Source organism: Streptomyces sp. NPDC101160 (assembly GCF_044768205.1).
GTDB lineage: Bacteria > Actinomycetota > Actinomycetes > Streptomycetales > Streptomycetaceae > Streptomyces.
Genome location: NZ_JBIWPJ010000003.1, coordinates 384,331 through 400,302, shown reverse-complemented (window position 1 = coordinate 400,302; position 15,972 = coordinate 384,331). Strand labels below are relative to the sequence as shown.

The following is a 15,972-nucleotide window of genomic DNA, read 5'->3' as shown; positions in this document are numbered from 1 at the left end:
TGGGAGCGGCGGGTCCGCCGGTGCTGGTGTGTGGTGGGCGGGAGCGGGCGGGGCGGGGCCGACGGGCTGTCGGGGAATCCAGGCGATGCGGAGGGGCTGAGAGGGTGAGGGGTACGCGGAGGGCGAGGCGGGTGGTGTCAGGCGCGTGCGTCGTGGGGGTCGGTCGGGCCGTGCACAGGGCCGGACGGGTAGGCGTAGGCGGGCCTGGGGCCGGGCTCGCGGACGCGGTCCGGCTCGGGGCGGAAGCCGGGGGGTGCGACGTCGACGGCGCGTTCGTCGGGTTCGGTGAGGCGTTCGGCGGAGGCGTAGGCGGCGCGTTCGCTCGCGGTCGGCGAGAGGGCGACGAAGGCGGCGGTGATGAAGAGGTAGGAGCCGAGGCCGACGGCGAGCGGGAAGATGAACTGCATGGCGCTGGCTCCGGGGAGCGGCGCGGCGGAGGGGTCGACCTCGATCCCGACGGCGAACATCCCGGTGTAGTGCATGCTGCTGACCGCGGCGCCCATGACGAGGGAGGCGATCGCCACGGCAGCCGGCCGGTGGATGTTGAGCGCCGCCCAGAGTGCGGCCGTGGCGGCCACGACCGCGATGACGACGGAGAGGGCGACCAGCAGCGGGTCGTAGGTCACCCGGCCGTGCAGTCGCAGCGCGGCCATGCCGGTGTAGTGCATGCTCGCCACGCCGACGCCCGTCGTGAGGCCGCCGATCAGGAGCGAGCGGACGCGGTCGCGGCCGTGTCCGACGGCGAAGACCCCGATGCCGACGACCAGCATGGCGATGGCCAGGCTGAGGAGGGTGAGGGGTACGTCGTAGCGGATGTCGGTGCCGGAGACGCCGAAGCCGAGCATCGCGACGAAGTGCATCGTCCAGATGCCGGTGCCGATGGCGGAGGCGGCGGTGAGCAGCCAGTTGCGGCGTGAGCGGCCGGTCGCCTCGAGGGCGCGTACGGTGCACCGCAGGCCGAGGGCGGCGCCGATGCAGGCCATCGCGTACGACAGCACGGGTGTCAGCCAGCCGTAGGTGGCGTGGTCCAGGTGTCCCATGACTCGGGGACGCTAGTGCGCCCCTGGGGGCGCACCGGGGGCGCATTTCGAAAGCTGATGGAATATGACAGAGAGATGTTCCCGAACGATCAGAGCGAGGTCGAACATGCGCACAGATCGTTCACTCTTCCGAGCGATAGAACGACACGGCGCGCCTCTGGAATCACGCTTTGAGTGACACCAGGGGAGGCCGGGGGTGATGGATCATGGGACACATGAGCGATGACCCCACACAGGTACGGGAGTTCTTCGGCGCCCGTGCAGCCACCTGGGACTCCCGGTTCCCCGACGACGGCCCCGCCTATGCCGCTGCTGTCGCCGACCTCGGCCTGCTTCCTGGCGACGCCGTCCTGGACGCGGGCTGCGGCACCGGCCGCGCGCTGCCCCCGCTGCGCGAGGCGGTCGGCCCGACGGGCACGGTGATCGGCGCCGACCTGACGCCCGAAATGCTCATAGCGGCGGCGAAGGCGGGGCGAGCCGAGGCCGGAGCTCTGCTCCTCGCCGACGTCGCGCGGCTGCCGCTGCGGGACGGGGCGCTCGACGCGGTGTTCGGGGCGGGGCTGATATCGCACCTCGCCGACCCGGCCGGCGATCTGCGCGAGCTGGCCCGGGTGGTGCGGCCCGGCGGGCGGCTCGCGCTCTTCCACCCCATCGGCCGGGCCGCGCTGGCCGCCCGGCACGGCCGGCGGATCACCGACGACGATCTTCGTGCCGAGCCCAACCTCGGCCCGCTGCTCGCCGCTTCGGGCTGGGAGCTGCGGAGCTACACGGACGAGGACCACCGCTATCTGGCACTGGCCGTGCGCCGTACGGGATGACCGCGGTCCACGAACGCGGCTGACCGAGTCCTACCGCGTACGCGGCCGTTCGGGTCGCCCCTCAACGAACCCGTCGGTCGAGAAGTTCCGGAAGTTCCGGGGAGATCACGGAACAGCTCTCGACGGGCGGGTTACTCACTGGTTAGGGTGCGCCGACGACCAGACGGGGACGCGAAGGGGAGGCTGACGTGGGTGCACCGGAATCCGTCGCGAGCGGCGCCGCCACCGGCACGGCCGGCTACGCCGACGCCGCCGCCACTGACGACGACGCACTGTTCGTGCTGACGGCGGCGCTGCTCACGCCGGCGCAGTTCCCGAGCGTGCTCGGCGACGACTACCCGGCGGCCTGCGCGGCCCTGCACCTGGAGGCGTGGGCCGGTGGTTACGGGCTCGTGCTCGGCCAGGACGGCACGGGTGCCCGGTGGACCGTGGTCGTGGACGACGTGTCGCTGGTCGCCGTCGCCATCGCCTCCTGGGACTGCGGCATGGCGTACGACCTCTCCCCCGACGAACGGTCCGTGGTGTGCGCGCTGCCCGGCTGGCCGCTGGCCGTCGCCACCGCCGCGCCCGGCCTCCCGGCGCCCCACGATCCCGCACCCGAGGAGGGCGCCCCCGCTCCGCTCACCCCGCCCGACGGCACCACCTGGGGTCCGGCCCAGCGCCGCATGGGCGCCGACATGGTGGCCTTGCAGTGGGCGGAGTGGCGGGCCCGGTTGGGTGGCCCCGCGGAGGGCGGGGCCGGCGAGGCCGACAACGGCATGGGCGACGGCAACGGCAACGGCCAGGATGGCGAGGTGGGGTCGGGCGACGGGGCCGAGGACGAGGCCTCCGGCCCGTACGGCACCGTGCGCCGTGCTCTTCGGGAGCTCAGCGCGTACGTCGAGGAGGCACCGCCCGTCGGCCGGGTCCGGTCCAGTTTCGCGGCCGGTGAGGCACGGATGCTGCGCGCCGACGGTCCCGGCTGGTCGCTCGTGGCCCGCACCGACGACATGGCTTTCGTCCTGCTCGACGAGGCGCCGAACGAGGTGCTGCCGGTGGCCCGCGGACCGCGGTTGCCCGCGCTCCTCAAGGCGCTTGACGCGATGGCGGTACGGCCGAGCTGAGCGCGCCCCCGTGGGCGGGCCGAGGCGGCGTGGCGCGCCCATCGCGCCGCTGCGGCAACGCCGTACCTCCCGTGAACCGGGTGATCGCCCGGTCGACGAGCGCTGACGTGGTCGACTCCCGCGCCCTGTACGGAAAGCCGGTCAGACCATCTCCAGCGGGCGGTGCGGCCCCTCCGGCAGCTCGACCCCGATCGCGTCACCCGGCCGCACCTCGCCGCCGGTCAGCACGATCGACATGATCCCGGCCTTGCGGACCACCTGCCCGTTCTCGTCCCGGCCGAGGACCTGCTTCAGCAGTCCGTGCCGGTAGCCGTCGATCTGGGCGCACGGGTTGCGCAGTCCGGTGACCTCGACGACGGCCTCGGCGCCGAGGTGCAGCCGGGTGCCGGTGGGCAGGCCCAACAGGTCGATGCCGCGGGTGGTGACGTTCTCGCCGAGGGCGCCGGGGACGACCTCGAAGCCGGCGCCCGCCACCTCCTCGAACAGCTCGGCGTGGATGAGGTGCACCTGGCGCAGGTTGGGCACGGTCGGGTCCTTGGCGACCCGGGAGCGGTGCTTCACGGTCACGCCGGCGTGCACGTCGCCCTCGACGCCGAGGCCGGCGAGGAGCGTGATGCTCGCACGGTTGGGCTTGGTGAACGAGTAGGTGCCGTTGCTGCTGACCGTCGTGACGGTGCCGGTACCGAAGGCGTCGGTCGTAGCTGCGCTCATGAGTGGAGCTCCCCTTCCCCTGCTGCGCCGGAGTGACGCGACCCTATGCGATGCCCTGGACCCGCAGCGGTGCGCCCACCTCGTGCAGGTGGCCGAGGGCCTGGCGGTAGGACTCGACGAAGCCGGTCTCGGTGTACGGGAGGCCGAGCGCCTCGCAGTGTGCGCGGACGGCGGGCTGGGCGAGGCGCAGATGGGGCCGGGGCAGGCTGGGGAAGAGGTGGTGCTCGATCTGGTAGTTGAGGCCGCCGAGGAACCAGTCGGTGACGGCGCCGCCGCGGATGTTGCGGGAGGTCAGGACCTGGCGGCGCAGATGGCCCCAGGAGTCGCCGTCCGGGTGGGCGTCGGGCCTTTCCATGCCCTTGTGGTTGGGGGCGAAGGCCATGCCGAGGTGCACGCCGAGCAGCATCTGGTGGAGCAGTGCGAAGACGAGGGCCTGGAGCGGGGTCAGCAGGGTGAGCAGCAGGGCCGCGTAGCCGGCGAGGTGGGTGAGGAGCAGGGCGCCCTCGACGAGGCGTTCGCGCGGGGTGCGGTAGGGGCCGGTGCGGGAGAGCAGGGCCTGGACTCCGTACACCTTGAGGGCGATGCCCTCCAGGGTGGTGAGCGGGAAGAAGAGCCATGCCTGGTGGCGGGTGAGCCAGCGGCGCAGGCCGGTGCGGTCGGCGGTCTGGTGGGCGGCGAAGACGAGGACGTCGGCGGCGACGTCCGGGTCCTTGTCGAGGTGATTGGGGTTGGCGTGATGGCGGTTGTGCTTGTCGTTCCACCACTCGCGGCTCATGCCGAGCAGCAGGTTGGCGTGGACGAGCTGGATCAGCCGGCTGATGCCGCGGTTGCGGGTGATCTGCGCGTGGCCGGCGTCGTGGCCGACGAACGCGACCCGGGCGGAGAAGAGGGCGAGCGGGACGGCGAGGGGCAGGGCCCACCAGGACGGGCCGACGAGGACGAGTCCGGTGACGACGGCCGCGATGCCCAGGAGGTTGGCCACGATGCTCCGGGCGTACCAGCCGGGGCGGTGGTCGAGGAGTCCTTGCGCCTTGACGGTCCGGAGGAGCGGGGCGAACTCGCTGCCGGCGCCCTTGGGATGGGGTGCCGCTGCGGGTGCTGGCGGCGCGGTGAGGGTCGCGGTGGCCTGGGGCATGTCGGTCTCCGGGGTCCGGGGAAGGGGCTGGGGCGCGGGCCGCGCCGGCTACCGAAAACGTACGGATCGGTGATCGTTCCGGGCCATGGCGTCACCACCCGGACCGGGTCGGGGGGCGGCCCGGGTGCGGGGGTGGGGCTTTCCCCACCCCCGCGGCATGGAGTGACGGGGATCACATCGTCAAGGTTCGCCTGTGGCTGGGGAGTTGAGCTACCCTCGGCCGCTCGACCCAGTAGTCAAATTTGAGGAATGCGTTGTCGCAGTCTCCGTCGCAGTCGCTCTCGTCCTCGTCCTCGTCCTCGTCCTCGTCCTCGTCCTCGTCCTCGTCCTCACTCTCCTCCTCACTCCCGTCCTCGCCCTCGGGCTTGCCGCCGTCCTTAGTCCCGGCCCCTGAACTCGCCCGCTGCTCCGTCCTCTTCCTGCCTGCCGATCCGCATCGCGCGGGACAGATCGCCTTCTGGTCCGCCGGCTCGTTCGAGTCCGGCACCGCGCTGACCGTCGTCGACGCCGACGTGCGGCCGCGGACCGTCCGCGCACACCTGCTCTCCGTACGGGAGGCCCTGCCCGTCCTCGTCCGGGCACGCTTCGACGAGAACGCCTCCGCGTCGGCGGCCTTCTGGGGCGCGGCCGCGCTCTTCTCCCTGGACCTCGTCTCGCGCGGGCTGATCCTCCCCGGCCTCACCGCGCACGACCACGACTCCTGGCGTGTCGGCCCGCTGGGCCCCGAGGAGCTGGCGGCCCTGCGCGACCTGGCCGCGTCGATGCCGCCGTCGGCCCATGCCGTACCGCTTCCGGAACCGGACGAGGACGGCGGGCTGCTGCTGCCCGAACCCGAGGAGCTGCTCCGGGCGTTCGCCGACGCCGTCGCCGACGTCCTGCCCCGCACCCCTGCCGCCGATCTCGCCGCCGGCGGTCCCGCCTTCGCGGCCGACGAGCACCATGCGCCCGAGGCGCTGCCGCACCAGCGCGCCTGGGCGGCGGACGTGGCGGCCGGCCACGACGTGGGCGTACGCCTGTCGCTGCGCGTGGAGTTGGTGGGCGCGGAGTCGGTGGGCGCGGAGACGGACGAAGAGACGTCCCCAGCCGACGCGCCCTCGTTCCGTGCGGTCCTGCAGATGCACTCCGTCGCCGATCCCACGCTCGTCGCCGACGCGGCGGACGTGTGGGCGGGGACGGCTCCGGCGGGCGCGGCCTTCGGGTCGCGGGCGCGGATGGACGCGCTGCTCGCGCTGCGGCGGGCGGCGCGCGCCTGGGCGCCGCTCTCGCCGCTCTTGTCGGCGGCGGTGCCCGACGCGATGGAGCTGGCCGACGAGGAGGTGGCCGAGCTGCTCGGGCCGGCCGCTCGCGCGCTCGCCGCCACCGGCGTACGGGTCCACTGGCCGCGCGACCTGGCGCACCGGCTCACGGCGCGGGCCGTCATCGGGCCGCCGGACGAGCACGATGAGCATGGGGAACCGGACGCTCCGGACGATGCCGGGGCCGGTGCCCGCGGCCGGGGTGACGCGTTGCCGTCGTACCTCTCCGCCGACGCCCTGCTCGCCTTCCACTGGCGTTTCGCGATCGGCGACGAGGAGCTGACCCGCGAGGAACTCGACCGGCTCGCCGAGGCCGGCCGGCCGCTGGTCCGGCTGCGCGACCAGTGGGTGCTCGTCGACCCGGACGAGGTGCGGCGCGCCCACGCGCGGCAGGACCGCAAGCTGACGCCGGTCGACGCACTCGGCGCCGTGCTCACCGGCACCACCGAGGTCGACGGACGGCAGGTCGAGGTCCAGGCCACCGGCTGGGTGGAGCGGCTGCGGGCCCGGCTCGCCGACCCGGAGGGCAGCGGGCAGGAGGTCGCCCAGCCCGCCGCGCTCGCCGCGACGCTGCGCGACTACCAGCTGCGCGGCCTCGCCTGGCTGCACCGGATGACCTCGCTCGGCCTCGGCGGCTGCCTCGCCGACGACATGGGCCTCGGCAAGACCATCACCCTGATCGCACTCCATCTGCACCGGCAGAGCGATCCCGCAGCGGCCGGTCCGACGCTCGTGGTCTGCCCGACCTCGCTCATGGGCAACTGGCAGCGTGAGATCGAGAAGTTCGCGCCGGGCACGCCGGTGCGCCGCTTCCACGGCGTGTCGCGCTCGCTGGACGGGCTCGCCGACGGCGAGTTCGTGCTCACGACGTACGGCACGATGCGGCTCGACGCCGCCCGGCTCGCGGACCGGGCGTGGGGGCTGGTCGTCGCCGACGAGGCGCAGCACGTCAAGAACCCTTACTCGGCGACGGCCCGCGCGCTGCGCACCATCGGAGCGAAGGCGCGCGTGGCGCTGTCGGGCACGCCCGTCGAGAACAACCTCTCCGAGCTGTGGGCGATCCTCGACTGGACGACGCCGGGCCTGCTCGGCGGGCTCGGCGCGTTCCGTACGCGGTACGCCTCCGATGTCGAGGGCGGCACCGACCCGGCAGCGGCGGCGCGCCTCGCCGCGCTCGTACGGCCGTTCCTCCTGCGCCGTCGCAAGTCGGACCCGGGCATCGCGCCCGAGCTGCCGCCGAAGACCGAGACCGACCGGGCCGTGCCGCTCACGAAGGAGCAGGCGGGGCTGTACGAGGCGGTGGTGCGGGAGACACTGGCGGCCATCGCCGAGGCGGACGGGATGGAGCGGCGCGGCCTGGTGGTCAAGCTGCTCACCGGACTCAAGCAGATCTGCAACCACCCGGCGCAGTATCTGAAGGAGGACCCGCGACAGGACCCGCCGCTCGGCACCGGGGGCCGCATCGCGGGGCGCTCGGGCAAGCTGGAGCTGCTCGACGAACTCCTCGACACGATCCTCGCGGAGGACGCGAGCGTGCTGGTCTTCACGCAGTACGTGCGGATGGCCCGGCTGTTGGAGGCGCATCTGGCGGCGCGGGGCGTACCGACACAGTTCCTGCACGGCGGCACGCCGGTCGCCGAGCGGGAGGCGATGGTCGCCCGCTTCCAGAACGGCGAGGTGCCGGTCTTCCTGCTCTCCCTGAAGGCGGCGGGCACCGGCCTCAACCTCACCAGGGCCGGCCATGTCGTGCACTACGACCGCTGGTGGAACCCGGCCGTGGAGGCGCAGGCCACCGACCGGGCGTACCGGATCGGACAGACCCAGCCCGTGCAGGTCCACCGGCTGATCGCCGAGGGCACGATCGAGGACCGGATCGCGCAGATGCTGGAGCGCAAGCGGGCACTGGCCGACTCGGTGCTCGCCTCGGGCGAGGCGGCCCTGACGGAGCTGACGGACGCGGAACTCTCGGAACTGGTGCGGCTGCGCGGGGAGGACGGACGATGAGCGAGTACGGGACCCACGGAGACGACGGGTACGACGGGTACGACGGGGAAGACCAGGGCTACGGCGGCTACGGGGGCCACGGCAAGGACGGGGAGGACCGAGCCCACGGGGGCCACGGCCAGGACGGGGGACGCAGGGGCCGCGGGCGCTACCGGGAGCACGGTGACGCGACGCGGACCTTCGCGGCGCTGCCACCCGTCCAGGGCGGGACATTCGCCCGCACCTGGTGGGGCCGGGCATGGCTGCAGGCCCTTGAGGACACGGCGCTGGACGGCCGGCAGTTGAAGGCGGGGCGGCGACACGCCCGGGCGGGGGCGGTGGGCGCGGTCTCGGTGCGGCCGGGGCGGATCACGGCCTTGGTGCGGGACCCGGACGGCACGTCGTACCGCAGTGACGTACTGCTCCAGGAGCTGTCCGAGGCGGAGTGGGACCGGCTGGTCGACCTGGCGGTGGCCAGTGCGGGACACATCGCGGCCCTGCTGGACCGCGAGATGCCGCCGCATCTGGTGGAGGACGCGGCGGCGGCCGGGCTGGAACTGCTGCCGGGCATCGGCGACCTGGAGCCCGAGTGCGGCTGCGAGGCCTGGGACCACTGCCCGCACACGGCGGCGCTCTGCTACCAGGTGGCGCGGCTGCTCGACGAGGACCCGTTCGTGCTGATGCTGATGCGGGGACGGGGCGAGCGCGCGCTGATCGAGGCGCTGCAGGAGCGCAGCGCGGCGTGGGCCACGGTGGAATCCGACAAGTCGCGGGGCGGGCGGTCCGGCGTGTCGGGCGGCTTCGGTGCGGCGGGCGGCGCGGGCGGGGCCGGCGTGTCGGGTGTCTCGGGTGCGTCAGGTACCTACGGTGTTTCGGGTGTCTCGGCGGCGGAGGCGTTCGCGGCGGGTGGCATCCTGCCGCCGCTGCCCGCGCCGCCGGTCCCGTCCGCCGCGCCGGGCGCGCCGCCGTCCCTCGACACGGAGACCGACCCGGAGCCGGGTCTCGACCCGGCGGCCCTGGAGTTCCTCGCGGCGGACGCGGCTGCCCGGGCCCACCGGCTGCTGTCCGGTGCCGCTACGGCGGTGCCGTCGCCGCCCGGCCCGGCGCAGGCGGAGCCGGGCGCCGTGACGGCGTTCGCCGACCCGTCCCTGACGGTGGCCCAGGACGCGGTACGGCTGGCCGCCGGCTCCCCCGCGTCGTGGATCGCGGCCCGCCTCGCCGCCGGCACGGGCCGCACCCGGACCGGCCTCGACCTCGCGGTCCGCGCCTGGCGCCTCGGCGGCCCGGCCGGCCTCGCGGTCCTGGAGGAGGAGTGGACCCCGGACCCCGACGCGCTGCGCCGGGCCGAAGCCCGGCTCCTGGACGCCTGGGACCCCGCCGACCGGCCCGCCCTCCAGCCGTCCGGCCCGGCCCGCTGGACCCTGACGGGCACGGACGTCCAGCTCCGCCTGGGCGAGGACGGCCGCTGGTGGCCGTACCGCGAGGAGGACGGTCTCTGGACCCCGGCGGGCCCGCCGGAACACGACCCGGCGGCGGCGCTGTCGGGGGTGGCGGAGGGGTAGCTGCGGGGCCCCGTCGAAACCGGCAGGCGCGGCGAGGGCGGGACCGGGCCGGGCGGGCCGGGCGGGCCGGGCGGGCCGGGCGGGCCGGGCGGGCCGGGCGGGCCGGGCGGGCCGGTGCGGAACGGCGTAGGTGCGCCGCGCGGGTCGGGACGGGGCGACGAGAACGGGTTCCGTGCCGCACGGGTGGGGGCCGGTGCGGAACGGCGAAGGACCCGGACGCCGGGCCGGCCCCCCGCCCGGGGTGCCGCGCGCCGAGACGCCCCCGCCCCGCCCGCGCAACGCCGGGCCGGTCCCCCGCCCAGGTGTCCCGCGCCGAGACGCCACCGCCCCGCCCTGCCTGCCCCGCGCCCTCCCGCCGCGCCTCACTGCAGCGGAGCCGTCAGCTTCCTGCCGGTGTCCGACGGTGCTGCCAGGCTGCAGGCGATCCTGTCCTCGCCCAGGAGGTAGCTGGTGCGGTACGGGTACTGGACGAAGGTGGTCCAGCGGGTGCCGAGGGGCTGCTCGGCGGCCTTGACGCGGAGAGGGGCCCGGCAGAGCGCGGCGGCCGCGTCCCGTACCGCGCGGTCGTCGCCGTACCTGCCGGTGAGGAGCGGACGGGCGACGACCTCGGCGTCGTGGCGCGTGTCGCAGGCGCGGCGGACGACGGTGCCGGGCGCGTCGCGGTCGATGTCGAAGCAGTCGCCGACGCGCAGGGTGTCGTACGGCGTGCGGGCGGGCGGGTTCGCCGTGGCGCGCCGCTGCCGCGGGGGCGTGGCGGACGCGGCCGGGTGGGGCACGGCGGTGGCCGTCGCCGTGGCCGTCGCCGTAGCCGTCGCCGTGGCCTCGGTGCGGTCCTCCGCCGTGCGGTCCGCGGTGCGGACGGGCATCGGGGAGGGGCGCTCGGCCTGCGCCGAGGGGTGCTGGCCGGGCGGCGCGGCGGACGGGTCGACGGGGTCGGCTGTGCCGCTCGTGTCGTGTGCCGGGGGCGGCGCGCCGTGCAGATCGCTTTCGGCCGCGCCACCGTGTGCGGTGAAGGCCACCGAGAGCGCCACTATGGTGGCGAGCGCGGCGACCGGCAGGACGACGACGCCCGGCCGTCGCGGTGGCCGGGCGTCGCGGGACGGGGTTTCCGTCGGCGGGCGGTGCATGGGAATCAGCCTCGCCCGCGCGTGCCCATGTGGCGAGCGATACCGGCGCATTGGGCCCTGCTCGTACAGAACCGTGACAATCCCGCTGCTCGCACGAGACCCGGGGCCCACGCCATGGAAGACCTACAGCCCGAGCTGGCGCTCGGCCGCGTCGACGGTCTGGGCGAGCAGCACGGCGATGGTCATCGGGCCGACGCCACCGGGGACCGGGGTGATGAGGGAGGCGCGCTCGGCGGCGCTGTCGAAGTCGACGTCGCCGACGTTGCCGGCGTTGTAGCCGGCGTCGATGACGACGGCGCCGGGCTTGATGTCCTCGCCCTTGATGAACTGCGGCTTGCCGACGGCGGCGACCAGGATGTCGGCCTCGCGGACGGCGGCGGAGAGGTCGGTGGTACGGGAGTGGCAGTAGGTGACGGTGGCGTCGCGGCCGAGGAGCAGCAGGCCGGCCGGCTTGCCGAGGATGGCGCTGCGGCCGACGACGACGGCCCGCTTGCCGCTGAGCTCGACCTCGTACTCGTCGAGCAGCCGCATGATGCCGCCGGGGGTGCAGGAGACGAAGCCGGGCAGACCGAAGCCCATGGCGGCGAAGGAGGCCATGGTGACGCCGTCGACGTCCTTCTCCGGGGCGATGGCCTCGAAGGCGGCGCGCTCGTCGATGTGCGGGCCGACCGGGTGCTGCAGCAGGATGCCGTGGACCTCGGGGTCCTCGGAGAGCGCGGTGATCGCCGCGACGAGCTCCTCGGTGGTGGTCTCGGCGGGCAGCTCGACGTGCTTGGAGCGGATTCCGGCCTTCGCGCAGCGGTTCTGCTTCATCTTGACGTACGTGACGGAGGCCGGGTCGGCGCCGACGAGGACGGTGGCGAGGCAGGGGGTGGTGCCGGTGCGGCGGGTGATCTCGGCGGCGCGGGCCGCGGTCTCCTCGACCGTGCGGCGGGCGAGCGCGGTGCCGTCCATGAGGCGTGCGGTGCTGGTGGACATGGGCCACTCCTGGGCGTCGTCGAGAACGTGGTTCGCCCAGGCGCACGGCTGCGTCACGGCCGCGTGCACCGGTCCTGCGAGTACGCGCGTCCGCCGGGCCGCTCCCCGGTGGTGATCCACCTCAAGCGCCAGTCACGGCCCGGTCCCACTGTACGGGACCCCCGGGTGGTGGGTACCGGTCAGGGCGCATATGCGGGCCGGTCCGGACGCTTGTCGGCCCGCCGTGCGCGCATGACGATGGCGTCCACGGTGCCGACGGGTGCCCGACGACCTCGACGGGGAGGCCGAGTTGAGCGTGAGCGACACGTGGCGTGACACGTGGGCGGACACGGACGGTGCGGCGGTGCGGCGGGCGCACGAGGCGTTCACGGCCGGCGGCCGGCTCGCGGCCCCGCCGGGCTGCCCGCCCGTCCGGCCGCTGGTGGCGGACTCCTGGCGGCGTTCGGCGCGGGCACGGGTGAGCCCGGACGGCGCGGCGCGCGTGGAGCTGGACGAGGACGAGCTGGCCGGGCACCGGGAGGAGCATCCGCTGGCGGCGGCGATGCCGGTGGTCCGGGAGCTGATGGGGGCGTACGCGCGGGACGGCGAGCATCTGCTCGCGGTGTGCGACGCGGCGGGCCGGATGCTGTGGGTGGAGGGGCATGCAGGGACGCTGCGGCTCGCACGCGGGATGAACTTCGTGGCCGGGGCGCGCTGGTCGGAGTCGGCGGCGGGGACGAACGCGCCGGGGACGGCCATGGCGCTGGACCGGCCGGTGCAGGTGTGCGCGGCGGAGCACTTCCGGCGGCCGGTGCAGGCGTGGACCTGCGCGGCGGCGCCGGTGCACGATCCGCACTCCGGGCGGCTGCTCGGGGCGGTCGACATCACCGGCGGGGATCGGCTGGCGCATCCGCACAGTCTGGCGTTCGTGCAGGCGGTGGCGCGGGCCGCCGAGTCGCAGCTCGCGCTCCTCTCCCCCGCCCCGGCGGCCGGCCGGCCGCGGCTCACGGCCCTCGGCCGGGACGAGGCGCTGCTGCACGTGGCGGGGCGGCGGCTGCGGCTGAGCCGCCGGCACAGCGAGATCCTGGTGATCCTGGCGCAGCGCCCGGAGGGCGTGTCCGGGGACGAGCTGCTCACGCTGCTGTACGAGGACGAGTCGGTCACGCCGGTGACGCTGCGGGCGGAGCTTTCCCGGCTGCGCGGCCTGCTCGGCGCGGAGCTGCTGGCCTCCCGTCCGTACCGGCTGACGGAGGCGGTGGACGCGGACTTCGCGGTGGTGGACCGGCGGCTGGCGTCGGGGGCCGTGGCGACGGCGCTCGGCGGGTACGCGGGGCCGCTGCTGCCGTCGTCGTGCGCGCCGGGAGTGGTACGGCTCCGGGATCGGCTGACCGGGCGGCTGCGGGCGGCGCTGGTGGACCGGGGCGATCCGGGGCTCCTCGCGGACTGGGCGTACAGCGCGTGGGGCGAGGACGACGTGACGGTGTGGCGGGCGCTCGCCTCGGCCGTACCGGCGGCGCAGGCCCCTGCCGTACGGGCACGGCTCGCCGCCCTGGACGCCGAACTGGCATCGGGCGCAACGGTGTTGCAACGTCCGGCGGCGCACACTCGGCACTGACCGCCGGCCGGGCAGGAACGGGCGGCGGGGCCGCGTCGGAGATGGCCGCGTCACACGCGCTCGCACCGCACGTGTCGCACGCGCTCACACCGCACGTGGTCGTGTCGCACGCGCTCGCACCGCGGGCGTCGCGTCGCTGCGGCCGCAGCGCGGGCGGTCGCACCGAACACGGCCGCAACGCAAGCAGCCGCACGGCAAGCGGTCGCTCGCACGCGGCCACACCGCACGTAGCCGCACGGCAAGCAGTCGCAAGGCACGCATCCGAACCGCAAGCGGCCGCTCGCACGCGGTCGCTCGCAAGCAGCCGCACGGGACGCGGCCGCATCGCAAGAGGCCGCAACGCACGCGGCCCACCGCAAGAGGCCGCACGCAGGTCACATCGCAGGTCGCACAGAGGGAGGCCATGCCCATGACCCGTTTCGCCGCACCCGGTACCGAGGGTTCGCTCATGTCGTACGCGGGGCGCTACGACCACTGGATCGGCGGTGAGTACGTCGCCCCGGCGCGCGGGAGGTACTTCGAGAACCCGAGCCCGGTCGACGGCCGCCCCTTCACGGAGGTGGCGCGCGGCACCGCCGAGGACGTGGAGCGCGCCCTCGACGCGGCGCACGCGGCCGCCCCGGCCTGGGGCCGTACGGCGCCGGCCGAGCGGGCGCAGGTGCTGCTGCGGATCGCGGACCGGATGGAGCAGAACCTGGAGGCGCTCGCGGTCGCGGAGAGCTGGGAGAACGGCAAGCCGGTCCGCGAGACGCTGGCCGCGGACATCCCGCTCGCCATCGACCACTTCCGTTACTTCGCGGGCGCGCTGCGCGCCCAGGAGGGCGCGCTCAGCCAGATCGACGACGACACCGTCGCCTACCACTTCCACGAGCCGCTGGGTGTGGTCGCCCAGATCATCCCGTGGAACTTCCCGATCCTGATGGCGGTCTGGAAGCTGGCGCCCGCCCTCGCCGCGGGCAACGCGATCGTCCTGAAGCCCGCCGAGCAGACCCCCGTCTCCGTCCACTACTGGATGAGCCTGGTCGCCGACCTGCTGCCGCCCGGCGTGGTCAACATCGTCAACGGCTTCGGCGAGGAGGTTGGCAAGCCCCTGGCGTCCTCCCCGCGGGTCGCGAAGATCGCGTTCACCGGTGAGACGACGACGGGCCGGCTGATCATGGGGTACGCCGCCGAGAACCTCAAGCCGGTCACGCTGGAGCTGGGCGGAAAGTCGCCCAACATCTTCTTCGACGACGTCTCGTCGGCCGACGACGACTTCCTCGACAAGGCCCTCGAAGGCTTCACCATGTTCGCCCTCAACCAGGGCGAGGTCTGCACCTGTCCCTCCCGCGCGCTGATCCAGCGCGGCCACTACCACGAGTTCCTCGAGGCGGCGATCACCCGCACGGAGGCCATCGTCCCCGGCCACCCGCTGGACACCGACACCATGATCGGCGCCCAGGCCTCCGCCGACCAGCTCGAGAAGATCCTCTCCTACCTGGAGATCGGCCAGCAGGAGGGCGCCAAGATCCTGACGGGCGGTCAGCGAGTCGAGCACGGCGGTGAGTTGGCCGGTGGCTTCTACGTCCAGCCCACCGTCTTCGAGGGCGACAACCGCATGCGGATCTTCCAGGAGGAGATCTTCGGCCCGGTCGTCGCCGTCACCTCCTTCGCCGACTTCGACGACGCCATCCGCACCGCCAACGACACCCTCTACGGCCTCGGCGCCGGCGTCTGGACCCGCGACACCACCACCGCCTACCGCGCGGGCCGCGCGATCCAGGCGGGCCGCGTCTGGACGAACTGCTACCACGCGTATCCGGCACACGCGGCCTTCGGCGGCTACAAGCAGTCGGGGGTCGGACGTGAGACCCACAAGATGATGCTGGAGCACTACCAGCAGACGAAGAATCTGCTGGTGAACTACTCGCCGAAGAAGCTCGGCTTCTTCTAGCGGGACGAAAGAAGGCACCTGACCTGGGGTTTTCCCCGGGTCAGGTGCCTTCTTGGAGCGCACGACCCCTCCCATGGGGGAGGTATCGAAATACCCCCCTTCTTCCAGTTCGTCCCGCCGGTATCCCAGTCCTGACCAGCAGTTCCGGGCCATACACGGGCCAGATTGCGGCTCAGGGCCAGGTCCGTCGGGCGCTTGCCGCGGCCGGCGTGACGGGCGGGTCGAAGGCCTCGGGCGCCGGGCTGGAGGTGCTGCCCCTGCCGCGGCCCAGGCCTCCGCCGGGGATGTTGCCCGGCAGCAGGCCGCGGCGCCTCCAGACCTCCAACATCTTTGCGGTCACGGCGAACCCGTGCCGGTGCGCATGGTCGAGCAGCAGCTGATCCGCCGCGCTCGGGGTGTCAGTGGACATGCCAGGGAAGGTACCGGCGCCGCTCGCGGCCTTGACCGGGCTGTCACCTCATCCGGTGGCTGCCCGCGGAACGGCAGCCAGATGGCAACGCCATGGCGTAGGGGTGGCAGCCCGTTTAGAGCCCCCCTACCTCCGCCAGGTCCCCGCACGGGCCGCCCGCTCAAATGGCGTGCAGCGGGTCACCGCCACACCCTGCGCCATTGATCTTTGACGGGTTTGACGGGGTTGGCGCGCCTCAGGGGTACCGGCCTCGCGTCTACGGGCGGGAGGCTCAACAAGGTCCC

At 74.2% G+C, this 15,972-nt stretch carries 11 protein-coding genes, 1 pseudogene and 1 riboswitch; of the genes and pseudogenes, 6 read left to right on the top strand and 6 right to left on the bottom strand.

The genetic code is table 11. The features are described from left to right. Positions 1 to 278: 278 nt before the first annotated feature. Positions 279 to 1,040, bottom strand: a pseudogene (locus tag ACIRSU_RS11205) (MHYT domain-containing protein); the annotation flags it as partial. Between the two features lie 215 nt (positions 1,041 to 1,255). On the opposite strand from ACIRSU_RS11205, the gene ACIRSU_RS11200 reads away from it, so the two are divergent. Together ACIRSU_RS11200 and ACIRSU_RS11195 are read left to right on the top strand one after the other, a co-directional pair. Next, complete coding sequence (locus tag ACIRSU_RS11200; protein ID WP_403790852.1) at positions 1,256 to 1,858, top strand: class I SAM-dependent methyltransferase; 603 nt, start codon at positions 1,256 to 1,258, stop codon at positions 1,856 to 1,858. A 188-nt stretch (positions 1,859 to 2,046) separates the two neighbouring features. Beyond that, a complete protein-coding gene (locus ACIRSU_RS11195; RefSeq protein ID WP_403790850.1) occupies positions 2,047 to 2,961 on the top strand; it encodes a hypothetical protein in 915 nt (304 codons plus the stop codon). A 141-nt stretch (positions 2,962 to 3,102) separates the two neighbouring features. Here the strand turns inward: ACIRSU_RS11195 and ACIRSU_RS11190 are convergent, their stop codons facing one another. Beyond that, entirely contained in the window at positions 3,103 to 3,672 is a 570-nt protein-coding gene (locus ACIRSU_RS11190) for an MOSC domain-containing protein (protein ID WP_403790848.1), read from the bottom strand. A 43-nt stretch (positions 3,673 to 3,715) separates the two neighbouring features. Beyond that, entirely contained in the window at positions 3,716 to 4,807 is a 1,092-nt protein-coding gene (locus tag ACIRSU_RS11185) for a fatty acid desaturase family protein (protein ID WP_403790847.1), read from the bottom strand. A gap of 365 nt (positions 4,808 to 5,172) precedes the next feature. On the opposite strand from ACIRSU_RS11185, the gene ACIRSU_RS11180 reads away from it, so the two are divergent. Together ACIRSU_RS11180 and ACIRSU_RS11175 are read left to right on the top strand one after the other, a co-directional pair. Next, positions 5,173 to 8,106, top strand: a complete 2,934-nt coding sequence (locus ACIRSU_RS11180; protein WP_403790845.1) for a DEAD/DEAH box helicase — start codon at positions 5,173 to 5,175, stop codon at positions 8,104 to 8,106. Next, a complete protein-coding gene (locus ACIRSU_RS11175) occupies positions 8,103 to 9,647 on the top strand; it encodes an SWF or SNF family helicase (RefSeq protein ID WP_403790843.1) in 1,545 nt (514 codons plus the stop codon). The genes ACIRSU_RS11180 and ACIRSU_RS11175 overlap by 4 nt, the downstream gene beginning before the upstream one ends. Before the next feature lie 362 nt (positions 9,648 to 10,009). Here the strand turns inward: ACIRSU_RS11175 and ACIRSU_RS11170 are convergent, their stop codons facing one another. Continuing rightward, positions 10,010 to 10,774 carry a hypothetical protein gene (locus ACIRSU_RS11170; RefSeq protein ID WP_403790841.1) on the bottom strand — a complete coding sequence of 255 codons (765 nt, stop codon included), beginning with the start codon at positions 10,772 to 10,774 and terminating at the stop codon, positions 10,010 to 10,012. A 123-nt stretch (positions 10,775 to 10,897) separates the two neighbouring features. Further along, on the bottom strand, positions 10,898 to 11,752 hold the full coding sequence (locus ACIRSU_RS11165; RefSeq protein WP_403790839.1) for a bifunctional 5,10-methylenetetrahydrofolate dehydrogenase/5,10-methenyltetrahydrofolate cyclohydrolase: 855 nt from the start codon (positions 11,750 to 11,752) through the stop codon (positions 10,898 to 10,900). A 27-nt stretch (positions 11,753 to 11,779) separates the two neighbouring features. After that, positions 11,780 to 11,898: riboswitch (ZMP/ZTP riboswitch) on the bottom strand. A gap of 149 nt (positions 11,899 to 12,047) precedes the next feature. Here ACIRSU_RS11165 and ACIRSU_RS11160 point away from each other — a divergent pair. Together ACIRSU_RS11160 and ACIRSU_RS11155 are read left to right on the top strand one after the other, a co-directional pair. Next, positions 12,048 to 13,346: a GAF domain-containing protein gene (locus ACIRSU_RS11160; protein ID WP_403791481.1), complete on the top strand. Its 1,299-nt coding sequence runs from the start codon at positions 12,048 to 12,050 to the stop codon at positions 13,344 to 13,346. 409 nt (positions 13,347 to 13,755) lie between these two features. Then, a complete protein-coding gene (locus ACIRSU_RS11155) occupies positions 13,756 to 15,279 on the top strand; it encodes an aldehyde dehydrogenase family protein (RefSeq protein ID WP_403790837.1) in 1,524 nt (507 codons plus the stop codon). Positions 15,280 to 15,451: 172 nt separating this feature from the next. On the opposite strand, the gene ACIRSU_RS11150 is transcribed toward ACIRSU_RS11155, so the two are convergent. Further along, a complete protein-coding gene (locus tag ACIRSU_RS11150; protein ID WP_403790835.1) occupies positions 15,452 to 15,688 on the bottom strand; it encodes a hypothetical protein in 237 nt (78 codons plus the stop codon). Between the last annotated feature and the right edge of the window lie 284 nt (positions 15,689 to 15,972).

Coding starts and splice junctions, on each gene's coding strand:
- ACIRSU_RS11200 (WP_403790852.1), top strand. CDS start 1,256: ATGAGCGATGACCCCACACAGGTACGGGAGTTCTTCGGCGCCCGTGCA.
- ACIRSU_RS11170 (WP_403790841.1), bottom strand. CDS start 10,774: ATGCACCGCCCGCCGACGGAAACCCCGTCCCGCGACGCCCGGCCACCG.
- ACIRSU_RS11190 (WP_403790848.1), bottom strand. CDS start 3,672: ATGAGCGCAGCTACGACCGACGCCTTCGGTACCGGCACCGTCACGACG.
- ACIRSU_RS11185 (WP_403790847.1), bottom strand. CDS start 4,807: ATGCCCCAGGCCACCGCGACCCTCACCGCGCCGCCAGCACCCGCAGCG.
- ACIRSU_RS11155 (WP_403790837.1), top strand. CDS start 13,756: ATGACCCGTTTCGCCGCACCCGGTACCGAGGGTTCGCTCATGTCGTAC.
- ACIRSU_RS11165 (WP_403790839.1), bottom strand. CDS start 11,752: ATGTCCACCAGCACCGCACGCCTCATGGACGGCACCGCGCTCGCCCGC.
- ACIRSU_RS11175 (WP_403790843.1), top strand. CDS start 8,103: ATGAGCGAGTACGGGACCCACGGAGACGACGGGTACGACGGGTACGAC.
- ACIRSU_RS11150 (WP_403790835.1), bottom strand. CDS start 15,688: ATGTCCACTGACACCCCGAGCGCGGCGGATCAGCTGCTGCTCGACCAT.